This window comes from Vibrio sp. Y176 (assembly GCF_033438945.1).
This window is the reverse complement of the sequence record NZ_JAWOQS010000005.1, coordinates 205,892-232,648: the sequence shown is the minus strand read 5'-3', so window position 1 is coordinate 232,648 and position 26,757 is coordinate 205,892. Positions and strand designations below refer to the sequence as shown.

Below are 26,757 nucleotides of genomic sequence, written 5' to 3'. Positions count from 1 at the left end.
CAGAAAGGAGCAGTTATGTCTGCATTTGCTTTTTTTGGCGCACTCGAAATTGGCTTGATTTATGGCCTAGTCGCTCTGGGTGTGTATCTTACGTTCCGTGTTCTCGATTTCCCCGATTTGAGTGTGGATGGCAGCTTTCCAATGGGAGCGGCGGTGGCTGCAACGGCGATTGTCGCAGGTATTAATCCTTGGCTTGCGACAATAATGGCGATGATAGCTGGTAGTATGACGGGGTGGGTAACCGCTTTTCTGGCTGTTCGGTGTGGTATTTTACACCTGTTAGCTTCCATTCTTACCATGATAGCTGCATTTTCAATTAATATTCGTATTATGGGCAAACCTAATATGGCGTTGCTTGGAGAGGATACTATTCTCACTCCGTTTGAAGCATTGGGCGATGCGATGTTTATTCGCCCTCTGGTTGTTGGGGTCTTAGTTCTTCTGTCCGCTTTCTTTGTCATTCGCCTGCTGAACAGCGACTTTGGTCTTGGTTTACGAGCCACGGGTGTGAATGCGCGTATGGTTTCTGCGCAAGGGGCTAGCACTGGCTTTTATACCTACTTTGGCTTGGCTTTATCCAACGGGTTTGTGGGATTCGCAGGCGCGTTGTTTGCACAAACGAACAGCTTTGCGGATGTGACCTCTGGCGTGGGCACCATTGTCGTTGGTTTGGCTGCTGTGATTTTGGGGCAGACCCTTATTCCCGGGCGCAAGATTTGGGTTGCGGTATTTGCGGTCATCATCGGTTCGGTACTTTATCGTCTTGCAGTGGCTTTCGCTTTGAGTTCTGGCATGTTTGGTTTACAAGCTTCAGACCTCAACCTGGTTACCGCAGTATTGGTGGCTGTGGCGCTTATTGCTCCAAAGCTAAAACAGAGCATGAGAGCGAAACAACGCGTTACTGATGCTAAACAAGCGGCATCAAAAAATGGTTCTGGGGAGGCATTATGATCGAACTAAATAACATTCAGGTCACGTTCAACCCAGGGACGATTTTGGAAAATCGTGCATTGAAAGGCGTCTCTTTAGAGGTTCCAGAGCATCAATTTCTTACCGTGATTGGTTCTAATGGCGCAGGAAAATCGACGTTGCTTGGTGCGGTGACAGGTGAGACGCCGATGATAGGTGGTCAGGTGATCATTGATGGCAAAGACGTCACCAAGCAGACGGTAGCCCAACGTGCGACGCAATGTGCCCGAGTGTTTCAAGATCCATTGGCCGGGACTTGTGGTGAACTGACGATAGAAGAGAACATGGCTCTAGCGCACATGCGTGGTAAAAAACGCAGCTGGGGGTTGGCGCTCTCTACTAAACGTCGCAAGCTGTTCCAAGAGAGAATTAGCATCCTTGGTCTTGGTTTAGAAGACCGCTTGGGCGATAGCATTGGGTTGCTGTCTGGTGGGCAACGACAAGCAGTTAGCCTTGTGATGGCGACGTTATCGGAGAGTAAGTTGTTATTGCTTGATGAACACACGGCTGCGCTTGATCCTCGTATGGCGGCGTTTGTTATCGACTTAACTAAACGTATTGTCGATGAGTTCGACTTAACCGTGATGATGGTGACGCATTCGATGAAAGACGCATTAGCATGTGGCGATAGGACCGTAATGCTTCACCAAGGTGAAATTGTGCTTGATGTGGCTGGAGAGCAGCGTGCTAACATGCAAGTACCAGACTTGCTGGATATGTTCTCTAAAGTGCGTGGTGAAGAGCTGGCAGATGACAGTCTTTTGTTGAACTAAGCGGTATCCGACAAGTCACTACGCCTACTAAGTGTGATCCTCCTTGGGAAAATTGGTTGATATGTCAACTCGCAGGGAGGATTTCTTGTCTCTAATTCTTCAATAACATAGTGGCATATCCGATGACGAGGAGTGCCCATAATGAACCTGCCATTTATTTTTCATAGTCAAACTATTGATGGTTTAGCTTTTAATGACGAGCAAGTTACAGTCAGACTGAAAACCGAGACATTGGATTTTGATTCCGTCTATGTGCGTATTGAGCCGGACAATGAAGAATATCTGGTCGACATGGCTCAAGTAGGAACGGCTGGTGAATTATTACTATGGGAGGCATCGTTTCGACCAAATCAAGATCGAGATGTCACACATTATGTGTTTAAGCTCCTCAAAGACGGACAACAATACTGGCTCGATGCACGAGGCGTACAAAAGCGTATTCCACCCAAAGAGTTCCACTTTAAGTTGAATGTGGAGCATCAACCACCAAGCTGGGTCCAAGAGCAAGTTTTCTATCAAATCTTTCCTGACCGTTTTTCTGCTAGTAAAAGTGAGTCCGATATTCGCCACGCTTATGCTCAGTATGATTCTGCATCGATCGTCAAGGCGTGGGGAGACGCGGTAGGCTCTCACCAAAATACCGGGGCGCGTGAATTCTTTGGCGGCGACCTCAAAGGTGTGGAGCAAAAGTTGGACTATCTTGAACAGCTCGGCGTTACTGCGCTTTATTTTAATCCGATCTTTTCTTCACCAAGTAATCATAAATACGACACCACCGATTACTTCACTGTTGACCCTATGTTCGGCACCAATGATCAGTTTGCTGAACTGTGTGAGAAAATCCGCGGTAAGAATATGAAGATTGTCTTAGACGCGGTGTTTAACCACACATCAGTGCATCATCCTTGGTTTGATATAGAACAAAAAGGAGAAGGAGCGTATGGCAATCCGCAGTCAAAGTTCCGTGATTACTACTTTTTCGAAGGCGAAACCAATCACTACATTGGTTGGAAAGGCATTGGTAACTTACCGGTTCTGAACTTTGAAAATGAACAGGTGCGCGACTACATCTACCAAAGTGAAGATTCTGTCATCAAGTATTGGCTGAAGCCACCGTACTTGGTTGATGGCTGGCGGTTTGATGTAATCCATATGCTTGGCGAAGGAGACGGCGCGAAAAACAATGCTCATTATGTGGCAGCGTTTCGTAATGCGACTAAGTCAGTAAACCCGAATGCTTATGTGTTAGGTGAGCACTTTTTTGAAGCAACGCAGTGGTTGCAAGGTGATCAAGAGGATGGGGCGATGAACTACTACGGTTTTGCTCATCCAGTTCGAGCTTTTATCGCACGACAAGACATTATGTACGATCCAATCAACATTGATGGTTTGGAGTTTAAAGCATGGTTGGACGAAGCCAGAGCAAAAATCCCATTTTCTAATCAGCTATCGCAGCTAAATCAACTCGATAGTCACGATACTGCTCGGTTTATCACACTGGTTGATGGTGATAAGCGTAAAATGAACATCGCGCTAGCAATGCTTATGACTTACGTTGGCACGCCTTGTCTTTACTACGGGAGTGAAGTCGGTCTAGAAGGAGGTCTAGACCCGGATAATCGTCGCTGTTTTCCTTGGAATGAAATCGAAAGTTCACAATGGCTATCGCTTTACCAACAATGGATCAAGATACGTAAACAATGTAAGCCTTTACAGTCGGGCTGTATTCAATGGCTGCATTGCACTGACAACCAGTTGGCGTACGCACGTGTACTAGGTCGTGAAGCAGTCGTTGTTATGATTAATCTCAGTGGTAATGAATGTTCAATCGATTTACCTATGTGGCAACTGGGCTTGGAGGTTAGCCAAGTTGTATCGTTGTTAGATGACACAGAACAGCTTGATTATAAAGGTCATATCTCTGTCAATATGTCGGCACAGAGCTGCAAATTATGGCGACTAAAGTGACACCACACTCTATATTGATTAAACTCCTTTAATATATAAACGGTCTCAAACAGCGCGCACACATTTGTTTGGTCTCTTGTTATCTGGTGCTGCATTGCATGCGTCACCAGATAACGAGTATCAATTTAATAGCAGTCATAAGAGACTATTGACCTTTCATATGCATGGTACTCAATGGTAAACCAAAGGCGATTTAGCCTCTCATTTGTCATCTTTTTTCCTCTGGCGTTATTTGTAGTGGTTTTACTCGTGACAACGAAAAATTACTATGATGCGGTTAACCGCTATATCGATTCTGAGTATTCGCGTATCGAGCGTGCAATGTCTCGCGGTATTAAAGTACTCACGGCTTTAGATTACAGCTTCACCAACTATACCAATTACGCTAACCCACTGTTTGAAGAACATAATTCTTTAGTCAAAGAAGGGCTTTGTTATCTTTGGCCTATAGATGTGTTATTACTCGAAAGTGTTTATAGTGAAGGGTTACCTGCGGTTGACCTTGATTATATGATCGTAGGGGACGAAAGCTTATGTCAGCAAGGTTCAACGATTAACCAGTTAGCTGAACAAAAGGCGGGTTTTGCGCCGTCATTGTCATTTCTGCACGATATTGAATCGCACATTGTTGGAATCCATTACATTGACAAGCGCGGTTACGTTATCTCCTCACCCGATACCTACGCAAAAAATTTCACAAGAGAGCTTTTGTCAACGCTAAAAGCCCGACCTTTTTGGCAAAAAACCGCGCAAGATAAAGTGAACATTACCTTGGCTGGACCAGGGCCTGTGTTGGACTCGATGGAAGGTCAAGTCATTAGTATGACGGTACCCGTCTATGAGAAAGGAGAACATCAAGGTGTTTTGTCTATTGATTTTGACATCAATACGCTCATGGCTTCGTCGCTAGGTCTTGTTGGTCAGTTTCATTTGGTTTCCAATTTACAATCCATTCCTTCAAACAGTACACGAATCAAACCAGTCGAATTAGAGCGATTGAGTGCGAATCACAGCATGTACTACGAGTACAACCTTTGGGATGAAGCTAAGAACCTAGCGGTTTTTGAAAAATACAGCCTTATTGTCGCACTATTTATTTACGTGCTGAGTACAGTCGTCTTGTTCTATGTGAATATGCATAGCGAGCGACGTTACTTTAAAGAACTGGCAGCAAGAGACCCAATGACCAGCTTATTGAATCGTCGAGGTATGCAAACCGTGTGGCGTAATAAGATGACAAAAAAACAGGTTGCTTTGGCAGTGTTCGATATTGATAACTTCAAGAAGATCAACGACACCTATGGTCATGATGTCGGTGATTCTGCAATTCAGCTTGTTGCAAAATGTATACGTGAAAATATTCGCCATACCGATGTTGCCTCAAGGTTTGGTGGCGAAGAGTTCGTTTTAGCTATTTATGACGAAGATTCAGAAGGCATTAAACTCATTTTAGACAGAGTAAAAAAAGCCATAGATGAGCGCTCGATACGCGTAACGAAAGAAGGCTTTACGATCTCTGGCGGTGTGGTGTTTAGTAAAGAGAGCCGAGTAGAAAACTTTGATGAATTGTTTAAAGCGGCGGATGAAAAGTTATATCAAGCCAAAAGTACCGGCAAAAATAAGATCTGTTACTAGGATTTAGGTACAAAAAAGGACGAGATATTCGTCCTTTTTTGTGTTCGGGAGTTATGCAACCTGAGAGTTTAAGTCATCGCGGTAGCGTTGAATATGCTCAACAATTGGTGCGGCTTTGTTGAACGTTCTGATTTCTCTAAATAGGTCTTTTGCTTCAGGATAAGCCTGACGTAAGTAAGAGAACCATTGTTTTACGCGGTTTGGGTAATACAAGCCTTTATCGCCTTTCATCTCAAACTTGGAATAATAGATGAGCAACTCAACCACCTCGGGCCATGACATTGGCTGGTGGTTATGTTTTACCATATTGCCTAAGTTAGGGATATTGAAAGCGCCTCGGCACACCATCAAAGAGTTAACGCCAGTCGTTTCAATGCAACGTTGACCGTCTTCATAATTCCAAATTTCACCATTCGCTATCAGTGGGATATCGAAACGTTCGCGAATTTGGTTGATGTAATCCCATTTTATCTCAGAAGCTTTATAACCACCTTGTTTAGTACGTGCGTGTACGGTCAATTCATTTGCGCCAGCAGACTGAATGGCATCGACAATTTCAAAGCAATCTTCAGGGTTCTCCCAGCCAAGACGAATTTTTGCAGTTACGGGAATGGCTTCTGGAACGGCTTCTCGACAAGCTTTAACCACACGGTGAATGAGCTCTGGATGCTGGAGTAGCGCTGCTCCACCTTTACTTTTGTTGACCATTTTGGCTGGGCAACCAAAGTTTATATCAATACCTCTGGCGCCAAGGTTTGCCGCTTTAATTGCGTTCTCAGCCATCCAGTTCGGTTCTTGTCCCAACAATTGCACATGTACTGGCACACCAGATGCAGTCTGAGAACCTTGCAACAGCTCCGGGCATAAACGGTGAAATACATGATCGGGTAATAGCTGGTCGATTACGCGAACAAACTCCGTAACACACAGGTCATAGTCGTTTATCTCGGTCAGGATTTGGCGCATCAAATGATCTAAAACGCCTTCCATTGGGCCTAGTACAACTCGCATAGCTTGCCTAATACAGTTTGGTGGTAAAAAGGAGGGCGATTGTAGCGATGTAAGTTAAGTTTGTCATTAAAAGAGTCGAAGCGCCCAATGCAGTCAAACACACAACGTTAGGTTACGTGCTTTTGAGCTCTGAGGTATAATGCCGCCAAATTTATGGGAAACCAGATGTCATGCAATACACATTGATTGAAAAAGGTGAAGTTCACGTCGATGAATCTTGCCTATTTATCGAAGGCGCAGTGTTAGCTGCGAATCTGACGACAAAACCACTCGCTCCTGAAAAGTGGTTAGAGCCGCTATTAGGTGAGGGATTCAAAGCGATTCAACCAGCTGTGGAAGAGCAAATTCACAAGCAGCATAACCGAATTCAACGAAACGAATATTCCGTGCTAGAGCTAACAGGCAAAGAACCTGAACAACTTGCTGATTTTGCCGAAGGCTTTATGTCTGTTTGGCCAATGATTGAAGAACAGTGGCAAGACGTTGAGCTCAATGATGGATTACAGCGTATGCTGCAAGCATTACTGACCACTTTGATGCTGGCGATCGATGAGCCAGCAACGCAGCAACAGATGCGTGACGCAGGTATTGAAACGCCACCGGCCCTGACAGATTTAGTCGACCAGCTTGATTTAATGGTCGGTGAAGTCGCGCTGGGCGCGGATGAGTTGATGGTAGGCAATAAAGCTCAAAGCCTAAACCCATTCAAAGGTATCGGGCGCAATGATCCCTGTCCTTGTGAGAGCGGAAAAAAATTCAAGCAGTGCTGTGGTCAATCACGCGGCTAAAGCGAATCGCCGCGCTATCCACTTAACAAAAAGCCGACCAGATGGTCGGCTTTTTGTTAATTTTTACGCGTCAGTAGGATTAACGAATTGGATTAACGCGTTTTGCAGGGAAGAATTGTGCAATTACAATTAATGCCAAAGCGATTAAATTGCCTGCAAAAATTACTACTAACCATTGTGGCATTGATAAATCAAGGAGCTGCCACACAACCTTAGAGCAATCACCATATGCTTCAAACATCCAAGGAACCCACTGATTGAGCGGAGCCCAGCTGGGGAATGTGACGAATAAATCGCAAGTCGCGAATGGTGATGGATTAAACTGGTAGTCAACGTGCTGCATTGCAAGTAACAAACCCTTGTAAGCACTTAATCCCCAGCCTATCAAACCTAGCCAGCGGAAAATTGGGTTCTTGGGTGCCAATATACCAACCATTGCAGCGACGCCCACTCCCATCATCGCGACTCTTTCATAAATACACATGACACATGGTGCAAGCATCATGACGTGCTGAAAATAGAGGGCGCATGCTTCAAAGAAAACGACGAATAGCAGAAGCAGTAGCCACGATAAACGTCCCTTTGAAAACTGGTTAAGTGAATTTAAAATAGTCACGTTTTTGTTCCTGTCTGAAATAGAAAAAGCTCTGAATACTCAGAGCTTTTTATCGTGGATAAGTTTCCTAATCAACTCAAATTTTAGTGACCACCGGATACTACGGGAGTCAGATCACCACTATGAGGTAAAATCCAACCAGCTTCGTAGAAAGAAGCTGTTGCAGGCTCTAGGAAGAACATGATTCCCATCAGACCGACAATCGCAAGAACGACGGTGTAAGGCAGCGCCATGATAACCATTCGACCGTAAGACAGACGAATTAATGGAGCGAGAGCCGATGTGAGTAAGAATAGGAATGCCGCTTGACCGTTTGGCGTTGCAACAGAAGGCAGGTTAGTACCAGTATTGATTGCCACCGCCAGTAAGTCGAACTGATCACGAGTAATGAGACCCTCAATGAGTGCAGTTTTTACTTCATTGATGTAAACCGTACCAACGAACACGTTATCCGACACCATAGATAATAAGCCATTCGCCACATAGAACAGAGCTAGCTGAGTACCTTTATCTTCAACGGCAAGCACCGCATCGATGACTGGTTTAAACAGCTCTTGGTCAATGATTACGGCAACGATCGAGAAAAATACTGCAAGCAGTGCAGTGAAAGGCAGGGCCTCTTCAAACGCTTTCCCCATGGAGTGCTCTTCAATGACACCAGTAAATGCGGTCGCTAATATGATCACAGAAAGGCCAATTAAGCCGACAGCCGCTAAGTGCAAAGCGAGTGCAACGATCAACCAAACCGCAATAAGACCTTGAACCCAGAGTTTTGCGACATCTTGATTTGTTCGCGTTTTACGCTCTTCACGGTCAAAATCGACGAGGATCTGACGAACGTTATTAGGAAGCTTCGCGCCGTAGCCAAACACTTTAAGCTTTTCAACTAAAGCACAAGTGATGAGACCACAGAAAAATACAGGTAGTGTCACTGGAGACATACGGATTAGGAATTCACCAAATAACCAACCCGCTTGGTCTGCAATAATTAAGTTTTGAGGTTCACCAACCATCGTGGTTACGCCACCTAAGGCAGTACCTACACCAGCATGCATCAACAAAGAGCGCAAAAACGCACGATAGTTTTCTAGGTCATCACGCGTTAGTTCAGTGATCGTGTCATCTTGTGTATGGTCATGGTCACCGATAGGGTTACCAGACGCTACTTTGTGATATATAGAGTAAAAGCCGATCGCCACGCTGATAACAACGGCGATAACCGTCAAGGCATCCAAAAATGCAGACAAAAATGCCGCAGCAAAGCAGAACGCGAGTGATAGTAGGGTTTTAGAGCGAATGCCAAGTAAAATTTTGGTAAAAATGAACAGCAATAGCTGCTTCATGAAGTAGATGCCCGCAACCATAAACACCAGAAGTAGCAGTACTTCGATATTTGCTACTAATTCGTGCTTAACTTGCGCAGGGCTAGTCATGCCGATAGCAATGGCTTCAATAGCAAGTAAACCGCCAGGTTGTAATGGGTAGCATTTTAATGCCATTGCTAGCGTGAAAATAAATTCAGCGACCAACAACCATCCAGCTACAAATGGGTTTATTAGGAAGAATACAATCGGGTTAATTATTAAGAAGGCTATAATGGCAACTTTGTACCAATCAGGCGCTTTACCAAGGAAGTTCTTGATAAAAGCGTTTCCGAGCGATATCGGCATGATAATTCTCTTTATAACAAAATTATGAATAGACACTACAATAGTGCTTAAGTATCTGTTTGTTAGACTTATTAACTAGTCTTTAAAAACAATAACTTAGTAAAACAACAATCCTTTGTTTATTGTAGTCTTGCCAAGTTACTTCCCCTGAACTCAAGCACCGCTCACTTTCGACCGCAAACTCTACACTCAGGCATTTATTAGTCAATAACAAAACGTGATGCTACCGACTAAAATGACTTTTTAAATGTAATAACGCGATCAAAACGGCGTTACTATACCATGAAAGTCTTAAAAAAATCCTCTTGGATTTTAAATGACGGTCAGTGACGAGAAAAGGCAAATTAAGAAAGAATATTAACTGTGATATACAAAGTAATTTTTCATATTTTGAATATAAAAATGTGACACGGTTGTCTTTATTTCTCCGAGATTTGTGAGCTGTTTAATTAAATGAAAATTCATATTTTACTGCTTTCGCTCGCATGTTAGAGCCTCTTAAATTGACACAACATATAGAGTATTAACTCTATGTTATGGAGTCATTTCCACTATTGATCGTAAATTTTCTCAAACCGCTAAGTAGTGGTATGATGAGTAGTATCGACCCTCAGAAATCAATATTGGATAAAAAGTAGAATGGTCATAAAGGCGAAAAGCCCTGCGGGATTCGCAGAAAAATATATTATCGAGAGCATTTGGAACGGCCGTTTTCCTCCAGGCTCAATTTTACCTGCTGAGCGCGAGCTGTCCGAACTGATTGGTGTTACTCGAACGACTTTAAGAGAGGTTCTTCAACGACTAGCCCGTGACGGATGGTTAACTATCCAGCACGGCAAACCTACGAAAGTTAACCAATTTATGGAGACCTCTGGCCTGCATATTTTGGATACTTTAATGACGCTAGACGTTGATAATGCGACAAACATTGTAGAAGATCTGCTTGCGGCACGTACCAACATCAGTCCTATCTTTATGCGCTATGCATTTAAAGCGAACAAAGAGAGCTCTGAGCGTACAATTAAGAACGTAATCGAATCTTGTGAAGCTTTAATGAATGCGGCTTCCTGGGACGAATTCATCGCTTCTTCGCCGTATGCTGAAAAAGTTCTGCAGAATGTGAAAGAAGATAACGAGAAAGATGAAGCGAAGCGTCAAGAAATCTTGATTGCTAAAACGTTCAACTTTTACGATTATATGCTTTTCCAGCGCCTAGCATTCCATTCAGGAAATCAAATTTACGGTTTGATCTTTAATGGTTTGAAGAAGCTCTACGATCGTGTCGGTAGCTACTACTTCTCAAATCCAGCTTCTCGTGAGCTAGCTCTGAAGTTTTACCATCAATTGCTCGAAACTTGTGAAAGTGGCCAGCGTGAGCAACTACCAGTAGTGATTCGTCATTATGGTATGGAAAGTGCGTTGATCTGGAACGAAATGAAAAAGCAATTACCAACGAACTTCACGGAAGACGACAGCTAAGCGCTGACAAGTTGGATAAACGAAAACCGCAGTGCCTTAGGCCTGCGGTTTTTTTGTTTTTATTTATAAGTCGGCGACGAACCAAGCACCAATAATAAGGTATGGAACGTTTATCCTGCTAGTGAGAGTCTGGGTAACGGTAGATATAATGACTCTACGACATCTGAAAGGACATGGTCGTAAGTATTGAAGATGGTCAATGACAAGTCCGATGTGACGCCATAAAGCTCTGCTTCTGTTAAGTCGACATGACTCCCTGTCACGTATTCATTTAGCGTCTGTATTGAGCGCGTGGAAGCAGGAGAGGTAATGCTAAGTGGAGCGATAACCGCTAGTTGGTTTAGCTTACGCATCATGACCGATGCATAGTTTTTGAAACGCTCATTTCCGCCTTGTTCTCCTAAATCTTGAATGCTGATTCGTAACTGAGTCAGGGTCTCCAAGCTATCCATAATGTTTTGCCAGTTCATGTGATACTCATTATGCAAGTCATCTCTTTGCTCAACCGCTAGCCATGCGATGGTTACTTCATCCATCAAAAACAAGCAATGACGAATTAACTTACCATGCTCCATCTGGTTTCTTGCAACACTATGGTCATTCCATTGTTCAAGTAGTTTCCCTACTTTAATCTGTAATACGCGATACATGGGTTTGTTTTCAAACCGTGATGTTTCGACTAAAAGATGCAGCTTGTTAGTCAGAGCATCATGAAGAGCGTCCAATTTTTGTTGATCGTTTTGTTGGAATTGAAGCGAGTAGTGAGTAGCAGCTCGGTGGTGTCTCAGAAGGTGAACAACATCTCGCAACAATGTTAACAGCTGATATTTGCGCGCATGTTGCTGCTCTCGTTTAGAAGATAAGTGATATATTCCGGCTAAAATAGCGATGGACAATAGTGTGGAAATCAAAACAAACATAACCAACTCCTTGTTAGTGTTTGGACCTAACAAGGAAGATTGCAGTTTTGATGCCAAACAAAAACTCAATTTAAACAATTGGTTATATTGAATGTTCTTTTTGAATGGTCGTTGTTGGTGCATGGATTCACCAAATTTGTGAATATGGTTGATTATTCGGTGTCGATGCTTGGTGTACGCGTTATTCTTTGTGAGTTACATATTGATTACTTTTTGTAGTCTGATTCAAGTCACAATGTTTAGAAATTAAAATACTCGAACACTTCATATGATATAAGTTGTCTATTTTGTTGATTGTTCGAGGTAATTAATTTGTCTAATAAATTCGACCTATGCTTCAGTACTCACTCAAAGATAACGCTCCCTATCGATACAAATGATGAGGATAGGTACCTTCAGTTTCGTAAGGACAACCCACATATATTTGGTAGTTTTATTCCCGCAGGTACTCCTTTCATACTGAACGAAGGCTCTGTGAACAACATAGCTAAGTTGCGTAGCGAGAGACCTGATATAGCTTGTGCTCTTGATACTGTAAAAAGTTGGTCACAAGAAACCAAAAGAAATGTAGCCAATCTAACACGTGAGTTTGGCGATGAAAACTAACAAGCGGTAGCCCTCCTCTATGAAAAAGAGATTAAGCCTTTTTTAGATGCTACTAATCATACTATGGGGGGGGGGAATCGATGAGTATACTGCAGTAGGTGCTGCCGCTACTGCTGTTAATGAAAAGCAAGTCAGATTGAGTAATTTCGGGAAAGCTTTGCTCAAATATCAAAACGCCTTACTAGATGTACGTACAGCCTCACGAAGTGGTGCGCAGAAAAAGGAGCTTGTGAAGCTTGGATATAGAGTTAAAGAAGCTCACAGTTCTTTGAATGCAAAATTTATAAAAGAGCTTGCCCATTATGCAGGACGAGTTAAAAGTAGCCGTGGAAACATTTGGAGCAACCCGAATAGGGCTGTCAATATCGCGCGAAGTGGCAGGGATATAACTAAGTTACATTTAACATCTATAGCTAACATCCGCTCAATTCGATTTCTTGAACAAAGCTCTAGTATTGTGGGTAAAAAGATCATCATGATTGATGCTGGTGTTCGCTTTAACAATGTTCGAAATGCCAAGAATAACGGAGAAAATTGGCAAAAAGAGCAGCAATGGAAGTTGCAGGGTTTGGTGCGAGCAACGCTGCTGGCGTTTGGACCACATCCAAAGTGATTGTATCTGGAATGGGAGTCGCTTTGGCTGCTGGCCCATTTGGAGTAGTAGTATTAATAGGTGTTGGTTTAGGGGCTGGTTATGCGGCTGCAAAAATGGGTGATTGGTTTGGGCAAGGTTTAGCAGAAAAAACCTATGAAACTAGCTCTAAAGTAAATTGGTTTTAAAGGAGTAGTTGTGTTTTGTTTCGATCTTATAGTGATGATTGTTGGTTGGACATGGTTACTGAGCACATTGGTTTTTATTCGTGTATCAGCAAAGCGGATTGAGACAAAAATATTGCAGGATGGTCATGATCCAATTGGCTGGGACAGAAATGGGTGGGGTTTTAGATTTCCCATGTACGCCTCAGTGTTGATGCGAGGTAAACCTGCGAAAGTATCGCTGGTAGAAGACAAACTTATTCTAAAGTACGCGACGGTCTTTGACCGAGTGCTTGCGTATATTGTCACAATAAGCTTCGTGATGGCACTTGCTTTGGGAGCAGTAATGGGGTTGGGGCCTGAAGAGTACTGAGTGAAAACCAGTTAAGCGCAGGGCTCTGTAGAACGGTGAATACAAGCCTAGTTGAAAAGCCAAATCCTAGTAAAGGGAACAAAGTGTTTTATTTTGATATTGTAAACATTATTGTTGGATGCACTTGGCTAGTGAGTACCTTGTTTTTTATTCGTATATCGGTAAAGCGGATTGAGAAAAAGATGTCGAAGGATGGTCATGGCCCTGTCGGTTGGGATAGAGATACCTGGGGGGTTAGATTCCCAATGTATACTACAGTTTTAATGCGAGGCAAGCCTGCGAAAGTATCACTTGTAGATGATCAGTTAATACTAAAATACGCAACGACATTTGATCGAGTTCTCGCTTTTGTAGTCACGATCAGCTTTGTACTTTTCCTTGCATGTGGCGCGATTATTACTTGGGGTCCAGAAGAATTCTCTTTGTAGTACAATCAAGCTTAATCGATAAGCTTAACTGCGAGAAAAGGCTTAACTGATTTAGTTAAGCCTTTTCAATAAAGATACTTACATTACGCGCATGCCAGGTTGAGCGCCTTCGTGTGGCTCAAGGATCCACAGGTCGCTACCACCAGGGCCTGCCGCTAGGATCATACCTTCAGACATACCAAACTTCATCTTACGAGGTTTTAGGTTTGCTACCATTACCGTTAGCTTGCCTTCTAGCTCTTCAGGTTTGTAAGCTGACTTGATGCCAGAGAATACCTGACGAGTTTCACCACCGATGTCCAATTGGAACTTAAGCAGTTTGTTGGCTTTTGGTACTTCTTCACAAGAGATGATACGAGCGATACGCATATCTACTGCAGCAAAAGCATCGAACTCAATCTCTTCAGCGATTGGTTCTTTGTCTAGCTCGGTTTGGCTAGCCTTGTTCTTTTCCGCTTCAGCTTTCTCTTTCGCCGCCATTTCTGCCGCCGCATCTTCTTTAGACGCTTCGATCATCGCTTCAACATTCTTCGGATCGATACGGTTGAACAGTGCTTTGAACTTAGTGATCTCGTGGCCTGTTAGTGGAGCAGCGATGTTTTCCCAAGTTAGCTCTTGGTTTAGAAACGCTTCAGTACGCGCAGCTAGCGATGGCATTACTGGTTTCAGGTAAGTCATCAGTACGCGGAATAGGTTGATACCGACAGAACAGATGTCTTGTAGTTCCTGATCTTTGCCTTCTTCTTTTGCTACAACCCACGGTGCTTTTTCATCAACGTATTGGTTAGCTTTGTCTGCCAATGCCGTGATTTCACGGATTGCACGACCAAACTCACGCGTTTCGTAAAGCTCAGCGATACGGTCAGCCGCAGCAACAAATTCGTTGTAAAGTTCAGGCTCTGCAAAGTTGTCAGACAGTTTGCCTTCAAAACGTTTCGCGATGAAACCTGCGTTACGAGATGCCAGGTTAACGATCTTGTTAACAACGTCAGCGTTTACGCGCTGAGTGAAGTCTTCAAGGTTAAGGTCTAGATCGTCGATACGGCTGTTTAGTTTCGCAGCGTAGTAGTAACGTAGACACTCAGGGTCTAGGTGCTCTAGGTAAGTGCTTGCTTTTACAAATGTACCTTTAGACTTCGACATTTTTGCGCCGTTTACGGTTACGTAACCGTGTACGAATACGTTGTTAGGCTTGCGGAAGCCAGAACCTTCTAGCATTGCTGGCCAAAATAGGCTGTGGAAGTAAACGATGTCTTTACCGATGAAGTGGTACAGCTCTGCTGAGCTGTCTTTTTTCCAATACTCGTCGAAATCTAGGTCGTCGCGCTTGTCACATAGATTTTTGAAAGAGCCCATGTAGCCGATAGGCGCGTCTAGCCACACGTAGAAGAATTTGTTTTTCTCACCAGGGATCTCGAAGCCAAAGTATGGTGCGTCACGTGAGATATCCCATTGCTGCAAACCAGATTCGAACCATTCTTGCATTTTGTTCGCTGTTTCAGCTTGTAGCGAGCCAGAGCGAGTCCACTCTTTTAGCATGCTTTCAAACTGAGGTAGGTCGAAGAAGAAGTGCTCTGAATCTTTCATTACTGGCGTCGCACCAGAAACCGCAGATTTAGGATTGATCAGTTCTGTTGGGCTGTAAGTCTCACCACAGTTGTCACAGTTGTCACCGTACTGGTCTTCAGACTTACATTTTGGACAGGTACCTTTTACGAAACGGTCCGGTAAGAACATCTCTTTTTCTGGATCGAACAGCTGAGAGATAGTGCGGCTAGAGATAAAGCCATTTTTCTTCAACTCAAGATAAATGTGTGACGCTAGCTCACGGTTCTCATCTGAGTGTGTGCTGTGGTAGTTATCAAAGCTGATATCAAATCCAGCGAAGTCTTTTTGGTGCTCTTCGCTAACTGCGGCAATCATTTCTTCAGGAGTAATACCCATCTGTTGCGCTTTAAGCATGATTGGCGTGCCGTGAGCATCGTCAGCACAGATGAAGTTTACAGTGTTGCCGCGTAGGCGTTGGTAACGAACCCAAATGTCCGCTTGGATATGCTCAAGCATATGACCAAGGTGGATCGAACCGTTAGCGTACGGAAGGGCACAAGTTACCAGCATTTTCCTTGACGGAAAGTTTTTTGGATCGTTTGCCATACTTAATATTCGCTTTTCTTGATAGGTATAAATAAATTTTGATGGATAATACTACCCCATGAACTGATTAACTCCAAGGTGTCAAACTGCGGAATGCCTTAGTTTTTTTGGGGTTCTGGTTGAGCCTGGACGGTGGTAGCATGACATCTAAAAGGAGGGCTTATGCATCAGTTCACTTCAAAACAAGATTTTTGTCACTGGTTTAACCAATTCCAACATCCACAGTTGGTGGAAAACTGGGCAGATATTCATGGCGCAATTTCGATTACGACACAGGGTTCTATTGATATAACGTTGCCATTCGCAAGTAATGAGCTTCAAACCGTACTGCATGACTGGATCAAACAGCAGCAAGCCTCAGGTAAAGTGGCTGAATTCCCATTTAATATTCGCCTTGGAGTTAAAGCTTTAGAAACTCAAGTGGCTAACTCGGTTAAGGGTGTTACGAACATCATTGCCGTCAGTTCTGCGAAAGGTGGCGTTGGTAAATCTACTACCGCAGTCAACTTAGCGTTGGCGATTGCTCAATCTGGGGCGAAAGTGGGATTGTTGGATGCAGATATCTATGGTCCGTCTGTACCTATGATGTTGGGGCAAGAAGATGCTAAACCAGAAGTTCGTGATGGCAAGTGGATGGAACCCATTTTTGCTCACGGCATCTATACTCATTCTATCGGTTATTTGGTGGATAAATCAGAAGCGGCGATATGGCGCGGTCCAATGGCTTCAAAAGCGTTGTCGCAGTTATTAACTGAAACAGATTGGCCAGATTTGGATTATTTGGTGATTGATATGCCGCCAGGTACGGGGGATATTCAATTGACTCTGTCACAACAAATTCCGGTAACAGGTAGCGTGCTAGTCACAACACCGCAAGATTTAGCCCTTGCCGATGCAAGGAAGGGAGCGGCAATGTTTAACAAAGTCCATGTCCCGGTTATTGGTGTTGTGGAAAACATGAGTTATCACATTTGTAGTCAATGTGGCGCGAAAGAGCATATTTTTGGTATGGGCGGAGCTGAAAAAATGTCGCAAGAATTTGGCTTAGCATTGTTAGGACAAATTCCGCTTCATATCTCTATGCGAGAAGATATTGACGCTGGCGTGCCAACGGTAGCAAGACGCCCAGAAAGTGAGCATGCAGGGTATTATAAGCAACTTGCCGATCGCGTATGTAGCACGATGTTTTGGCAAGGCAAAGCAAAACCAGATGCGATTAGCTTTACAATGGTGAACTAAGTTTACTATGCCTGTTGGTTGATAATTGCACATTTTAACGTTTGCTCGGAGGTTAATCCTCTGAGCAGGCAGAAACTTATGACTAAACCCTAATTCCAACTAGTAACTATGGGGTGAACTCCCTATAATCAGGCAGTTTATCTTTTTATGTGACTAGAAATCATCATCGGGTGCAAACTAATGTCTGATAATAATCAATGCGTCATCGTAGGTATTGCTGGCGCTTCTGCTTCTGGAAAAAGTCTGATCGCGAGCACTATTTATAATGAGCTTCGCGCGAAAGTAGGCGATCATCAAATCGGTGTCATCACGGAAGATTGCTACTACAACGACCAAAGCCACTTAAGCATGGAAGAGCGAGTAAAGACGAACTACGATCACCCGAGTGCGTTGGACCACGACCTACTGTGTGAGCACCTAGAAAAATTGGTACGTGGTGAAGCAGTAGAAGTGCCTGAGTACAGCTACACTGAGCACACAAGAACAATTAACACCACCACAATGACACCTAAAAAGGTGATCATTCTAGAAGGTATCCTTCTTCTTACAGACCCTCGTCTTCGTGATTTGATGCATGCGACAGTATTTATGGACACACCGTTAGATATTTGCTTGCTTCGCCGTGTTAAGCGTGATGTGGAAGAACGAGGCCGAACTATGGAGTCTGTTCTTAAGCAATACCAACAAACAGTACGTCCGATGTTCATGCAGTTTATCGAACCTTCTAAGCAATATGCGGACATTATTGTTCCTCGCGGCGGTAAAAACCGTATCGCAATTGATGTATTAAAAGCTCACATTGCAAGACTTTTGAAAGCTTAAGCCTATAGACGGCTATATCGCTTTATTTTTAAGAGAAGAAGTGGCACCTTAAGTGCCACTTCTTTTTTTGTTTTTAAATTAGTCAGTTGCAGGTTAAAACCAGACACTTTTCACGCTTTTGTGGAACTGTCAGCGGTAAATGGAGTCTGCGCTTATAATTGTAAAAACACTCGAGCAAGGAAAAACAAATGAAGAAACTGCTCTTAATTCTAGCAATACCGATTGTGGTCATTTTGGTCGCAATTTTAGCGTTAACCATCTTCGTCAATCCGAATCAGTTTAAACCCCTTATTGTTGAGCAAGCGCAAAAGCAAACGGGATTAGAGTTGGTGATTGAAGGGGATATCAGTTGGCAATTTTTCCCATCGATTGGCTTTGAGTTGGGACATACAGAATTGCGAAACCCACAAGGCTTTAGTAAACCCAATTTATTCAAAGTTGATACCGTTGGTGTAGACATCTCTGTTATGCCACTTTTTAGTCAACAGCTTGAAATTGGAAACGTCACGCTTGATGGTGCTGAGTTCTACATTGAAACCAAGAAAGATGGCAGCAAGAATATTGATGCATTGACGAAAGCCCAAACACAACAAGCAGAACAAGAGAGCAATGCTGCGCCTACGCAAAATGGTGAAACGCAAACTTCTGGTTCTGATTGGAGTATTAATCTTGCTGGCGTTACGGTTTCTAACGGTTCATTAGGAATGCAGGATAAGCAAGCCGGTAGTTACACCAAACTTTATGATATTTCATTAAACCTTTCCGAATTCGCTTTTGACAACTGGACAACGGCTGATTTTGGCGTGAAGGGCGAAATGAACGACCAAAAGTTCACCGCGAAAGGTCAGGCAGACTTTAAGCTAGAAAAAGGTTTGGCAAACTACGCGCTAAAGAACATCAACTTTGATGCGACATACTCTGACCCTGCCAATAAAATTGAATCGGCAACGATCGGTTTAGACACGTTTGAATTCGATAAAGTAAATAACCTGACTTATGCCATTAAGGGTGTCGCTGGTGGTATGAAGTTAGATATGCAGGGTGCTGGTCAACTTAGCGTGGACAAGGCTATCAGCAAAGTACAGTTGGATAAGTTAACTCTTAAATCGACTTTTGAGGGTGATGCTTTACCTCAGTCCCCGATGAAAGTCGACATGGTGTCTGATCTGTCTTTCGACCTAACGAAAAACCATCTGAGTTTTGTTCTAGAGAAGTTAACAGCGAATGCTATCGCCCTAGATGGTAAGGCAGATGTGACACTCGGTGATATTCCTAAAGTACGCTTTGCTCTCCATAGCCCCAATATCGATCTTGATGAGTTTTTAGGGTTAGATAAGCAAGCTGCCGAAGGTAATAAGCCTGCTTCTGGTGGCGAGAGTGCTCCTGCCGGACCTGAGGTTGAGCCTGATTTGTCTGCGTTGAAAACGTTAGATGTAAAGGGTGACATTACCATCGACAAATTCAAAGCGGCAAATGCGAAGATGGAAGCGGTAAAAACGAGCTTCACTGTAAATCGTGGCGTGTTTGAGCTTACATCTTTTAGTTCGAAGTTGTACCAAGGCTCAATCTCAGCGACAGCGAAGTTAGATGCACGCCAATCACCAGCGACTTACAGTGTTAAAAAGTCAATCAAAGGCGTGAAAGTTCAACCGCTACTTATAGACGTTGCTGAAAACGACAAACTTGAAGGGACAGGTAACATTGATGTGAATGTTACAGGTAAGAGTCTCACGCCTACCGGTATCAAGAAGAATCTATCTGGTACGGTTGTTATCAATTTTGCTGACGGTGCGGTGAATGGCATCAACGTTGCTCAGTTGATTCGTGAAAACTATGCGAAATTTAAAGGGCAAAAAGTTGAAGGCACCAATGAAGCTAAGAAAACAGACTTCAGTGCGATGACGGCGACATTGAAACTCAACAAAGGTGTTGTATCAACGGATAATATGCAAGCTCAGTCTCCATTGTTACGTGTTCGTGGTAAAGGTACCGCAAACTACATTAATGAAACAGTCGACTTTACTATCAGCACGTCAGTTGTAGGCAGCCTAGAAGGCCAGGGCGGTAAAGATATAGATGAGCTGAAAGACATCACGATTCCAATCAATGTGTCTGGTAAGTGGGCAGAACCTAAATTCAAGCTCGTATTCGATGATGTTCTGAAGCAGAAAGCTCAGAAAGAAATCGATCGTGGCGTAGAGAAGCTAACGGACAAAATCAAAGACGAGAAAACCAAAGATGCGGTCGATGGTTTATTGAAGAATCTTTTCAACTAACCGTGCGTGAAAATCAAAAGGGTTGGCATTTTGCCAACCCTTTTTAAATTACTCTGCGAGTGTTACCAATCGACGCCTTTGAGGGCTTTTACGCCAGATTCAAATGCGTGCTTTACATTTTTCACTTCAGAAACGGTATCGGCCATTTCAATCAGGGTTCGATGTGCGCCACGCCCAGTAATAATAACCGACTGCATTTTAGGTCGGTTGCTCAGCGCTTCGACCACTTCGTCTAAGTCGATGTAGCCGTAGCTCACCATATAAGTTAGCTCGTCAAACAAGATGACATCGATAGAGTCGTCTTGCAGCATGCGCTTACATTCTTGCCATACGCCTTGCGCTGCTTCGGTATCAGCGGCTTTGTTTTGAGTTTCCCACGTAAAGCCGGTTGCCATTACTTGGAATTCAACGCCGAGTTTCTCAAGTAGGTTGCGCTCACCGTTGTCCCAAGTACCTTTAATAAACTGCGCGACAGCACAATTCAAACCATGACCCACTGCGCGTGCGATCGTACCGAATCCTGATGTCGATTTACCTTTACCATTTCCGGTAATGATCAGTAGCAGACCTTTTTCCTCTTGAGCAGCAGCGATTTTTGCGTCTACCTGTTCTTTGACTTTTTGTTGGCGAGCTTTATGGCGTGCTTCTTTATTTTCTTCGATAGACATAATACTTCCTCAATTCCTTTTCGTGCTGTGCCCAAGTTAATTTGGGTTCATTGATTTATCTCGCTATGATAGACCAACATATCGTGAAGAAAAACCACCGATAATTCAGGGAATAAAATGAAGAAAATACTTGTTGTTTGTATGGGAAACATTTGTCGGTCACCAACTGGAGAGGCAGTGTTAAGAGCGAAAGCTCAAAAGCTAGGCGTTGAAGTAGAGGTTGATTCGGCAGGTACAATTGGCTACCACGCAGGAAACCGACCGGATTCAAGAGCGATGGCAGCAGGAAAGCAGCGAGGTTATTCTTTTAAAGGAATGCAAGCGCGCCAAGTCACCATTGATGACTTTGAAAAGTTTGACCTTATATTAGCCGCAGATAAAGCAAATTTGGCCGATTTATTGGATATTTGTCCGTTGAAGTATCGACACAAAGTATCGTTATTTTTAAGTCATTCTGAGTCAGGTTACGACGAAGTCCCGGACCCATATTATGGTGGGGAAGATGGCTTTGAACTGGTGCTTGATTTAATCGAAGAGGCATCAGACGCAATTTTGAAGAAGCTATAATCGCCGTGCTTGAAGACAATAGAAAAAGGGATGAGCTCAGCTCATCCCTTTTTATTCGTGTTAACCCGCTAGTATGTCGGTTGCGACTTTGTAGCTTGGGTCTTCCTTCACGTTAATTTCAACCAAGCTGCCAGCTTTGTCCAAAAGTTTACGACAATCTGGGCTTAGGTGACGAAGGTGCAGCGTTTTACCTTGAGCATTGTAACGCTCAGCCAGTGTTTCAATGGCTTCAATTGCAGAGTGATCTGTCACGCGAGAGTCTGCAAAATCGACAATCACATCTTTTGGATCTTCAGGCGCGTTAAACAACTCCAGGAAGTTAGCCGCAGAGCCAAAGAAAATAGGGCCGTGAATCTTGTACTCTTTTGAACCTTCCTCGTTTAAGCACGTGTCGGCATAGATGTGCTTAGCGTGTTGCCATGCAAACATTAATGCAGAAACGATAACACCAACCGCTACGGCAACAGCAAGGTCAGTAAGAACAGTAACAACGGTCACAAGAACAATAACGAAGAAGTCTTGCTTCGGTACGCGGCGTGCTAGCTTAAATGTTGCCCATTCGAATGTACCAATGACAACCATGAACATCACACCAACCAGAGCAGCGAGTGGGATCATTTCAATTAGCGAAGAAGCGAATAAGATAAACATCAATAGAGCGATAGCCGCAACGATACCAGATAGACGGCCGCGACCACCTGAGTTTACGTTGATCATCGACTGACCAATCATCGCACAACCACCCATTGCGCCAAACACAGAACACGTCATGTTTGCCATACCTTGACCGATACATTCGCGGTTAGATTGACCACGAGTATTCGTCATCTCATCTAAAACTGTCAGTGTTAGTAGAGATTCAATTAGACCAATGGCCGCGAGAATGATCGTGTATGGAAGAATGATTTGTAGTGTCTCTAGTGTAAATGGTACCGCAGGAATAGAGAAGGTTGGTAGTGAACCTGCGAGTGTTGCAGCTTCATCACCAGACATTGTACGCAGGAAGTCAACAACAGTGCGAGTTTCCAGATCCAAGCCAACCACTAAAGCCGTCACCGTTACGATCGCAACAAGTGAAGAGGGTACAGCTGTTGTGATTTTTGGTAGAAAGTGAATGATTGCCATAGTCAGCGCAACCAAACCAAGCATTAGCAGCATCTGGTCTTGTGGTAGCCAAGTAAGCATGCCGTTGATGTCTGGCGCTTTAAACTGACCCAACTGAGCTAGGAAGATAACAATAGCCAGACCGTTCACAAAACCGATCATCACAGGGTGAGGTACGATACGGATGAACTTACCCAATTTAAACATACCAGCGGCAATTTGAAGAATACCAGCGAGCATGATGGCTGCGAATAGGTACTGGACACCGTGAGTCGCGACAAGCGAAACCATTACGACTGCCATGGCACCTGTTGCACCAGAGATCATGCCAGGACGACCACCGAAAATGGAAGTAATAAGACCAACGATGAATGCAGCGTAAAGACCGACCATCGGATCTACGCCTGCGACGAACGCAAATGCGACAGCTTCAGGAACCAATGCTAGCGCAACGGTTAAGCCTGATAGCACATCATTTTTTACGGAGTGCTTAGAAAATTGGGGAAATTCGAACATGTTTGTTTTTAAGTTCTCTTTGCAATGAGTTAAACCCGACACATATTCGTATTTGCACAAGCCACTGGAAGGTTGAATTTTAATCAAACATTGCAGTGTAAACCGTAGTATTAAAAGAGCAGCATCAGAATGGTGTCGAAAACTTGAGTCGGCGCATGCTACCGAAAAGTGTGATTAAGTTCAAGAATGATACGAATAATGGCGTACAAATGTGATCACGAATTGGTATTTATATGAACAATTTTTTGGGCAAATATGAAGATAAAAAAGGCTACCAGATGGTAGCCTTTAATTTATTTATGCCGTTAAGCAGTTGAACGTAATGATTTAGCCTAGTTAAAGTTAGGCTTTGTCATCTCTGCCGATGCACGGTTTTTAGCCACTTGGCTACCTGCACCTTTAGCTTGGTAACGTTCGGTTTTGAACGGCGCTGCTGCAACCGTGATTTCGCGTAGCTCTTGAGGGCCAGGTGCTTTCGTCATCGGTGCGCTAGCGTTTAGCTTAGCCGCAACTTTAATGGCTTCGACTTTAGGCTCTGGTTTATCTACTGGCGCTTCGGCTGCAATCTCTTTTGCTGCTTCAACGATAGGCTCTTCAGCAGGTGCCGTTTCTACAATGACATCAACCGGTTCAGCATGTTCAGTTACAGGAGTTTCAACGATAGGCTCTACCGATGCTGTTTCTACTACTGCCGATTCAGCTTTTTCTGCGATTACTGTTTCAACAACAGGTGCTTCTACTACTGGAGCTTCCACTTTCGCTTCAACGGTTTCTTGAACCTTGTGTTCAACAACTGGCGCATCTGTTACGACAGGTTGCTCGCGACGAATAATCACTTTACCCATTGCCATTTCTGGACACGCAAAGCCACCTTGGATTGTAGGTACTGCTGCTACAGCTTCTTCCTTAACTCGCTCTTCCTTCTTAGGTGCTGGTTTCGGAATGTAACGTGGCATTACTTTACCCATAGCCATTTCAGGAGAAGCGACACCTCCCTTACGTAGGCGGAACGGGTTAGGGCGGCGATCACGGCCACGGCGACGACGCTGGCCGCTTGCACGCAGGTGACGTGGCGAACGACGATTACGACGTTGCTTAGACTCTGCTTGCTTGTTGTCTTGCTGTGCCTCTACCGCTGCTTCTGTTGGTTTTTCAACTTTAGCTTCAACCGTTTCTTGAGTCTTAACCGCTGTTTCTTCGGCTTTCTTCTCAATAGCTTCTTGGTCCTTAACGCGTACAGACTTGTTCAATTTGCGACGTTGGCGGCGCTCTTTCACTTTTTCTGCTTTCGCATTTTGCTGCTTCGGTTTGCTCTCTTCTGGTTTTGTTTCAGTACGAGCTTCCGCTGCTAGCTGCAGACCTTTTTCCGCTACTTTTGCGTTTGCTTTCTGCTCTTGGGCTTTATCTGCCTGTTGAGCTTTAGGTTTACGCTTTTGGTTACGGTTTTGCGGTTTATTTGTTTGTTGTTGAGCTTCGTTTTGCTCATTAGCCTGCTCATCACGAGGCTTACGACGACGTCGGTTATCGCGATTGTCGCGGTTATCACGATTATCGCGCTGGTTGCTATTGCGACGACGATCGTTACGATCACGTTTGTTAGGTCGATTATCGCGATTTGGTTTTTTCTCTTCCTGAGGTTTCTGTTCTTCTTTTGTTTCTTCAGAACCACCGAATAGGAAGCTACCAAGTGCTTTAAACAGACGGCTGAACAATCCAGGTTTCTCTTCTTGTTCAACGTTTTGTTCTTTCTTCTTCGCCTCAGGAGCTGGTTTAGCTGCTGGTGCAGGTGCGGTTTGAGACGGAGCCGCAAAGCCTTTAAGAACTGGCTCTTCAATTCGTTTTGGTTTTACGTCAACTTCCGCTGGCTCTTTACCTTCTGCTTCTTTCATTGCTTCCAGTTTCTTAGGAAGTAAGTAAGAAATCAGATCGAACTCTTCGCCTTCACGAACACGGATAACTTCAAAGTGCGGTGTTTCCATATCAGAGTTAGGAACAACCGTAATTTTCACTTCTTGAATGCGTTCGATATGGTTTACTGAACGACGTTTTTCGTTCAATAAGTAAGAGGCGATTGGCACAGGTACGACTGCAAGTACTTGTGCTGTGTTGTCTTTTAGCGCTTCCTCTTCAATTAAACGAAGTACAGAAAGTGCTAGAGATTCGTTGTCGCGAACGACACCAGTTCCGCTACAGCGAGGACAGATGTGATGGCTTGCTTCTGCAAGAGAAGGGCTCAAGCGCTGGCGTGACATCTCCAACAAACCAAAGCGAGAAATACGACCGATTTGTACACGAGCGCGGTCAAGGCGAACGGCTTCACGTAGACGGTTTTCTACTTCTCGTTGGTGACGAACTGGGGTCATATCGATAAAGTCGATAACCACTAAGCCACCTAAGTCACGTAGACGCAATTGGCGAGCAATTTCGTCGGCTGCTTCTAGGTTCGTGTTTAGAGCTGTTTCTTCAATATCGCCGCCCTTGGTTGCACGAGCAGAGTTGATATCGATAGACGTTAGTGCTTCAGTCGGGTCAATAACAATAGAACCACCAGATGGCAGACGCACTTCACGTTGGAAAGCCGATTCAATTTGGCTTTCGATTTGGTAGTGGCTGAATAGTGGAACTTCGCCTTCATATTTCTTAACGCGGTTAAGGAAATCAGGGCGCACCAATTGAATGTGCTCTTTTGCACGTTCGTAGATGGTGTTGCTATCAATTAAGATTTCGCCAATATCACGACGCAAATAGTCACGGATTGCACGAACGATAACGTTACTTTCTTGGTGGATTAAGAATGGAGCAGGGTTAGAGTCCGCTGCACCTTTGATTGCACCCCAGTGGTTAAGTAGTACATTCAAATCCCACTCAAGCTCTTCAGCACTCTTGCCAACGCCAGCAGTACGTACGATTAGGCCCATGCCCTGAGGCAGTTCCAAAGTACTTAATGCGGCTTTTAGTTGAGTACGCTCGTCACCTTCGATTCGACGAGAAATACCGCCAGCACGAGGGTTGTTAGGCATCAGAACAAGGTAACTACCAGCAAGAGAAATGAAAGTAGTAAGAGCTGCGCCCTTGCTTCCACGTTCTTCTTTTTCCACTTGAACGATAACTTCTTGGCCTTCCGTTAGCACTTCTTTGATGCTTGGACGACCTTGGTAGGTGTAACCTTCAGGGAAATATTCGCGGGCAATTTCTTTGAGAGGGAGGAAACCGTGACGCTCGGCGCCGTAATCAACAAATGCGGCTTCTAAGCTTGGTTCGATACGTGTGATACGTCCTTTGTAGATATTCGCTTTTTTAGATTCATGACCTGGACTCTCGATATCAAGATCGAAAAGTCGCTGGCCATCAACCAGAGCGACACGCAACTCTTCTTTTTGAGTTGCGTTAATTAACATTCTTTTCATTGAAAATTCTCG

The 26,757-nt window shown here is 44.0% G+C and carries 22 protein-coding genes; 14 read left to right on the top strand and 8 right to left on the bottom strand.

The window, feature by feature from the left end; all coding sequences use genetic code 11:
• The first annotated feature begins 15 nt into the window (after nt 1-15).
• From R7O13_RS14665 to R7O13_RS14650, 4 genes are all read left to right on the top strand, one after another.
• Nucleotides 16-951: an ABC transporter permease gene (locus tag R7O13_RS14665; RefSeq protein WP_012841584.1), complete on the top strand. Its 936-nt coding sequence runs from the start codon at nt 16-18 to the stop codon at nt 949-951.
• Nucleotides 948-1,742: an ABC transporter ATP-binding protein gene (locus R7O13_RS14660; protein WP_005387275.1), complete on the top strand. Its 795-nt coding sequence runs from the start codon at nt 948-950 to the stop codon at nt 1,740-1,742. Before R7O13_RS14665 ends, R7O13_RS14660 begins: the two co-directional genes overlap by 4 nt.
• Before the next feature lie 141 nt (nt 1,743-1,883).
• Entirely contained in the window at nt 1,884-3,710 is a 1,827-nt protein-coding gene (gene malZ, locus R7O13_RS14655) for a maltodextrin glucosidase (protein WP_318304142.1), read from the top strand.
• Nucleotides 3,711-3,884: 174 nt separating this feature from the next.
• The gene (locus R7O13_RS14650; protein ID WP_005387278.1) at nt 3,885-5,345 is read left to right on the top strand and encodes a sensor domain-containing diguanylate cyclase; all 1,461 of its coding nucleotides are present in this window, start codon (nt 3,885-3,887) and stop codon (nt 5,343-5,345) included.
• Nucleotides 5,346-5,396: 51 nt separating this feature from the next.
• Here R7O13_RS14650 and dusC read toward each other — a convergent pair whose 3' ends face one another.
• Entirely contained in the window at nt 5,397-6,356 is a 960-nt protein-coding gene (gene dusC, locus R7O13_RS14645; RefSeq protein WP_017633856.1) for a tRNA dihydrouridine(16) synthase DusC, read from the bottom strand.
• A 170-nt stretch (nt 6,357-6,526) separates the two neighbouring features.
• Between dusC and R7O13_RS14640 the strand changes: the two genes are divergently transcribed.
• Nucleotides 6,527-7,144, top strand: a complete 618-nt coding sequence (locus tag R7O13_RS14640) for a YecA family protein (protein ID WP_005380818.1) — start codon at nt 6,527-6,529, stop codon at nt 7,142-7,144.
• 79 nt (nt 7,145-7,223) lie between these two features.
• Here R7O13_RS14640 and dsbB read toward each other — a convergent pair whose 3' ends face one another.
• On the bottom strand, nt 7,224-7,760 hold the full coding sequence (dsbB, locus tag R7O13_RS14635) for a disulfide bond formation protein DsbB (RefSeq protein ID WP_031779052.1): 537 nt from the start codon (nt 7,758-7,760) through the stop codon (nt 7,224-7,226).
• An 83-nt stretch (nt 7,761-7,843) separates the two neighbouring features.
• Nucleotides 7,844-9,430: a Na(+)/H(+) antiporter NhaB gene (gene nhaB, locus R7O13_RS14630; RefSeq protein ID WP_005380822.1), complete on the bottom strand. Its 1,587-nt coding sequence runs from the start codon at nt 9,428-9,430 to the stop codon at nt 7,844-7,846.
• A gap of 639 nt (nt 9,431-10,069) precedes the next feature.
• On the opposite strand from nhaB, the gene fadR reads away from it, so the two are divergent.
• Entirely contained in the window at nt 10,070-10,909 is an 840-nt protein-coding gene (fadR, locus tag R7O13_RS14625) for a fatty acid metabolism transcriptional regulator FadR (protein WP_005380824.1), read from the top strand.
• 110 nt (nt 10,910-11,019) lie between these two features.
• On the opposite strand, the gene R7O13_RS14620 is transcribed toward fadR, so the two are convergent.
• On the bottom strand, nt 11,020-11,829 hold the full coding sequence (locus tag R7O13_RS14620; RefSeq protein WP_017821380.1) for a hypothetical protein: 810 nt from the start codon (nt 11,827-11,829) through the stop codon (nt 11,020-11,022).
• A gap of 652 nt (nt 11,830-12,481) precedes the next feature.
• On the opposite strand from R7O13_RS14620, the gene R7O13_RS14615 reads away from it, so the two are divergent.
• The 4 genes from R7O13_RS14615 (at nt 12,482) to R7O13_RS14600 (ending at nt 13,992) form a co-directional block, all read left to right on the top strand.
• Nucleotides 12,482-13,048 (top strand): hypothetical protein, encoded by a 567-nt coding sequence (locus tag R7O13_RS14615; RefSeq protein ID WP_318304137.1) that lies wholly within the window; start codon nt 12,482-12,484, stop codon nt 13,046-13,048.
• Nucleotides 13,049-13,071: 23 nt separating this feature from the next.
• Nucleotides 13,072-13,215, top strand: coding sequence for a hypothetical protein (locus R7O13_RS14610; RefSeq protein ID WP_318304135.1), 144 nt, complete (start codon nt 13,072-13,074; stop codon nt 13,213-13,215).
• A gap of 10 nt (nt 13,216-13,225) precedes the next feature.
• A complete protein-coding gene (locus R7O13_RS14605) occupies nt 13,226-13,564 on the top strand; it encodes a hypothetical protein (protein ID WP_062730501.1) in 339 nt (112 codons plus the stop codon).
• 182 nt (nt 13,565-13,746) lie between these two features.
• Nucleotides 13,747-13,992 (top strand): hypothetical protein, encoded by a 246-nt coding sequence (locus R7O13_RS14600; RefSeq protein WP_226975267.1) that lies wholly within the window; start codon nt 13,747-13,749, stop codon nt 13,990-13,992.
• A 78-nt stretch (nt 13,993-14,070) separates the two neighbouring features.
• Here the strand turns inward: R7O13_RS14600 and metG are convergent, their stop codons facing one another.
• A complete protein-coding gene (gene metG / locus R7O13_RS14595) occupies nt 14,071-16,146 on the bottom strand; it encodes a methionine--tRNA ligase (protein ID WP_005387290.1) in 2,076 nt (691 codons plus the stop codon).
• A 162-nt stretch (nt 16,147-16,308) separates the two neighbouring features.
• Between metG and apbC the strand changes: the two genes are divergently transcribed.
• The 3 genes from apbC to R7O13_RS14580 all read left to right on the top strand — a co-directional run bounded on the left by apbC (nt 16,309) and on the right by R7O13_RS14580 (nt 20,483).
• Nucleotides 16,309-17,385, top strand: coding sequence for an iron-sulfur cluster carrier protein ApbC (gene apbC, locus R7O13_RS14590; RefSeq protein ID WP_318304132.1), 1,077 nt, complete (start codon nt 16,309-16,311; stop codon nt 17,383-17,385).
• Nucleotides 17,386-17,565: 180 nt separating this feature from the next.
• On the top strand, nt 17,566-18,207 hold the full coding sequence (udk, locus tag R7O13_RS14585; RefSeq protein WP_005380833.1) for a uridine kinase: 642 nt from the start codon (nt 17,566-17,568) through the stop codon (nt 18,205-18,207).
• A 188-nt stretch (nt 18,208-18,395) separates the two neighbouring features.
• Complete coding sequence (locus R7O13_RS14580; RefSeq protein ID WP_318304130.1) at nt 18,396-20,483, top strand: AsmA family protein; 2,088 nt, start codon at nt 18,396-18,398, stop codon at nt 20,481-20,483.
• 62 nt (nt 20,484-20,545) lie between these two features.
• Here R7O13_RS14580 and cobO read toward each other — a convergent pair whose 3' ends face one another.
• Nucleotides 20,546-21,151, bottom strand: coding sequence for a cob(I)yrinic acid a,c-diamide adenosyltransferase (cobO, locus tag R7O13_RS14575; protein WP_005380837.1), 606 nt, complete (start codon nt 21,149-21,151; stop codon nt 20,546-20,548).
• Nucleotides 21,152-21,268: 117 nt separating this feature from the next.
• Between cobO and R7O13_RS14570 the strand changes: the two genes are divergently transcribed.
• Nucleotides 21,269-21,718 carry a low molecular weight protein-tyrosine-phosphatase gene (locus tag R7O13_RS14570; protein WP_025767219.1) on the top strand — a complete coding sequence of 150 codons (450 nt, stop codon included), beginning with the start codon at nt 21,269-21,271 and terminating at the stop codon, nt 21,716-21,718.
• 60 nt (nt 21,719-21,778) lie between these two features.
• Here the strand turns inward: R7O13_RS14570 and R7O13_RS14565 are convergent, their stop codons facing one another.
• Together R7O13_RS14565 and rne are read right to left on the bottom strand one after the other, a co-directional pair.
• Nucleotides 21,779-23,338, bottom strand: coding sequence for a SulP family inorganic anion transporter (locus R7O13_RS14565; protein WP_318304128.1), 1,560 nt, complete (start codon nt 23,336-23,338; stop codon nt 21,779-21,781).
• A 332-nt stretch (nt 23,339-23,670) separates the two neighbouring features.
• A complete protein-coding gene (gene rne / locus R7O13_RS14560; protein ID WP_318304126.1) occupies nt 23,671-26,745 on the bottom strand; it encodes a ribonuclease E in 3,075 nt (1,024 codons plus the stop codon).
• Between the last annotated feature and the right edge of the window lie 12 nt (nt 26,746-26,757).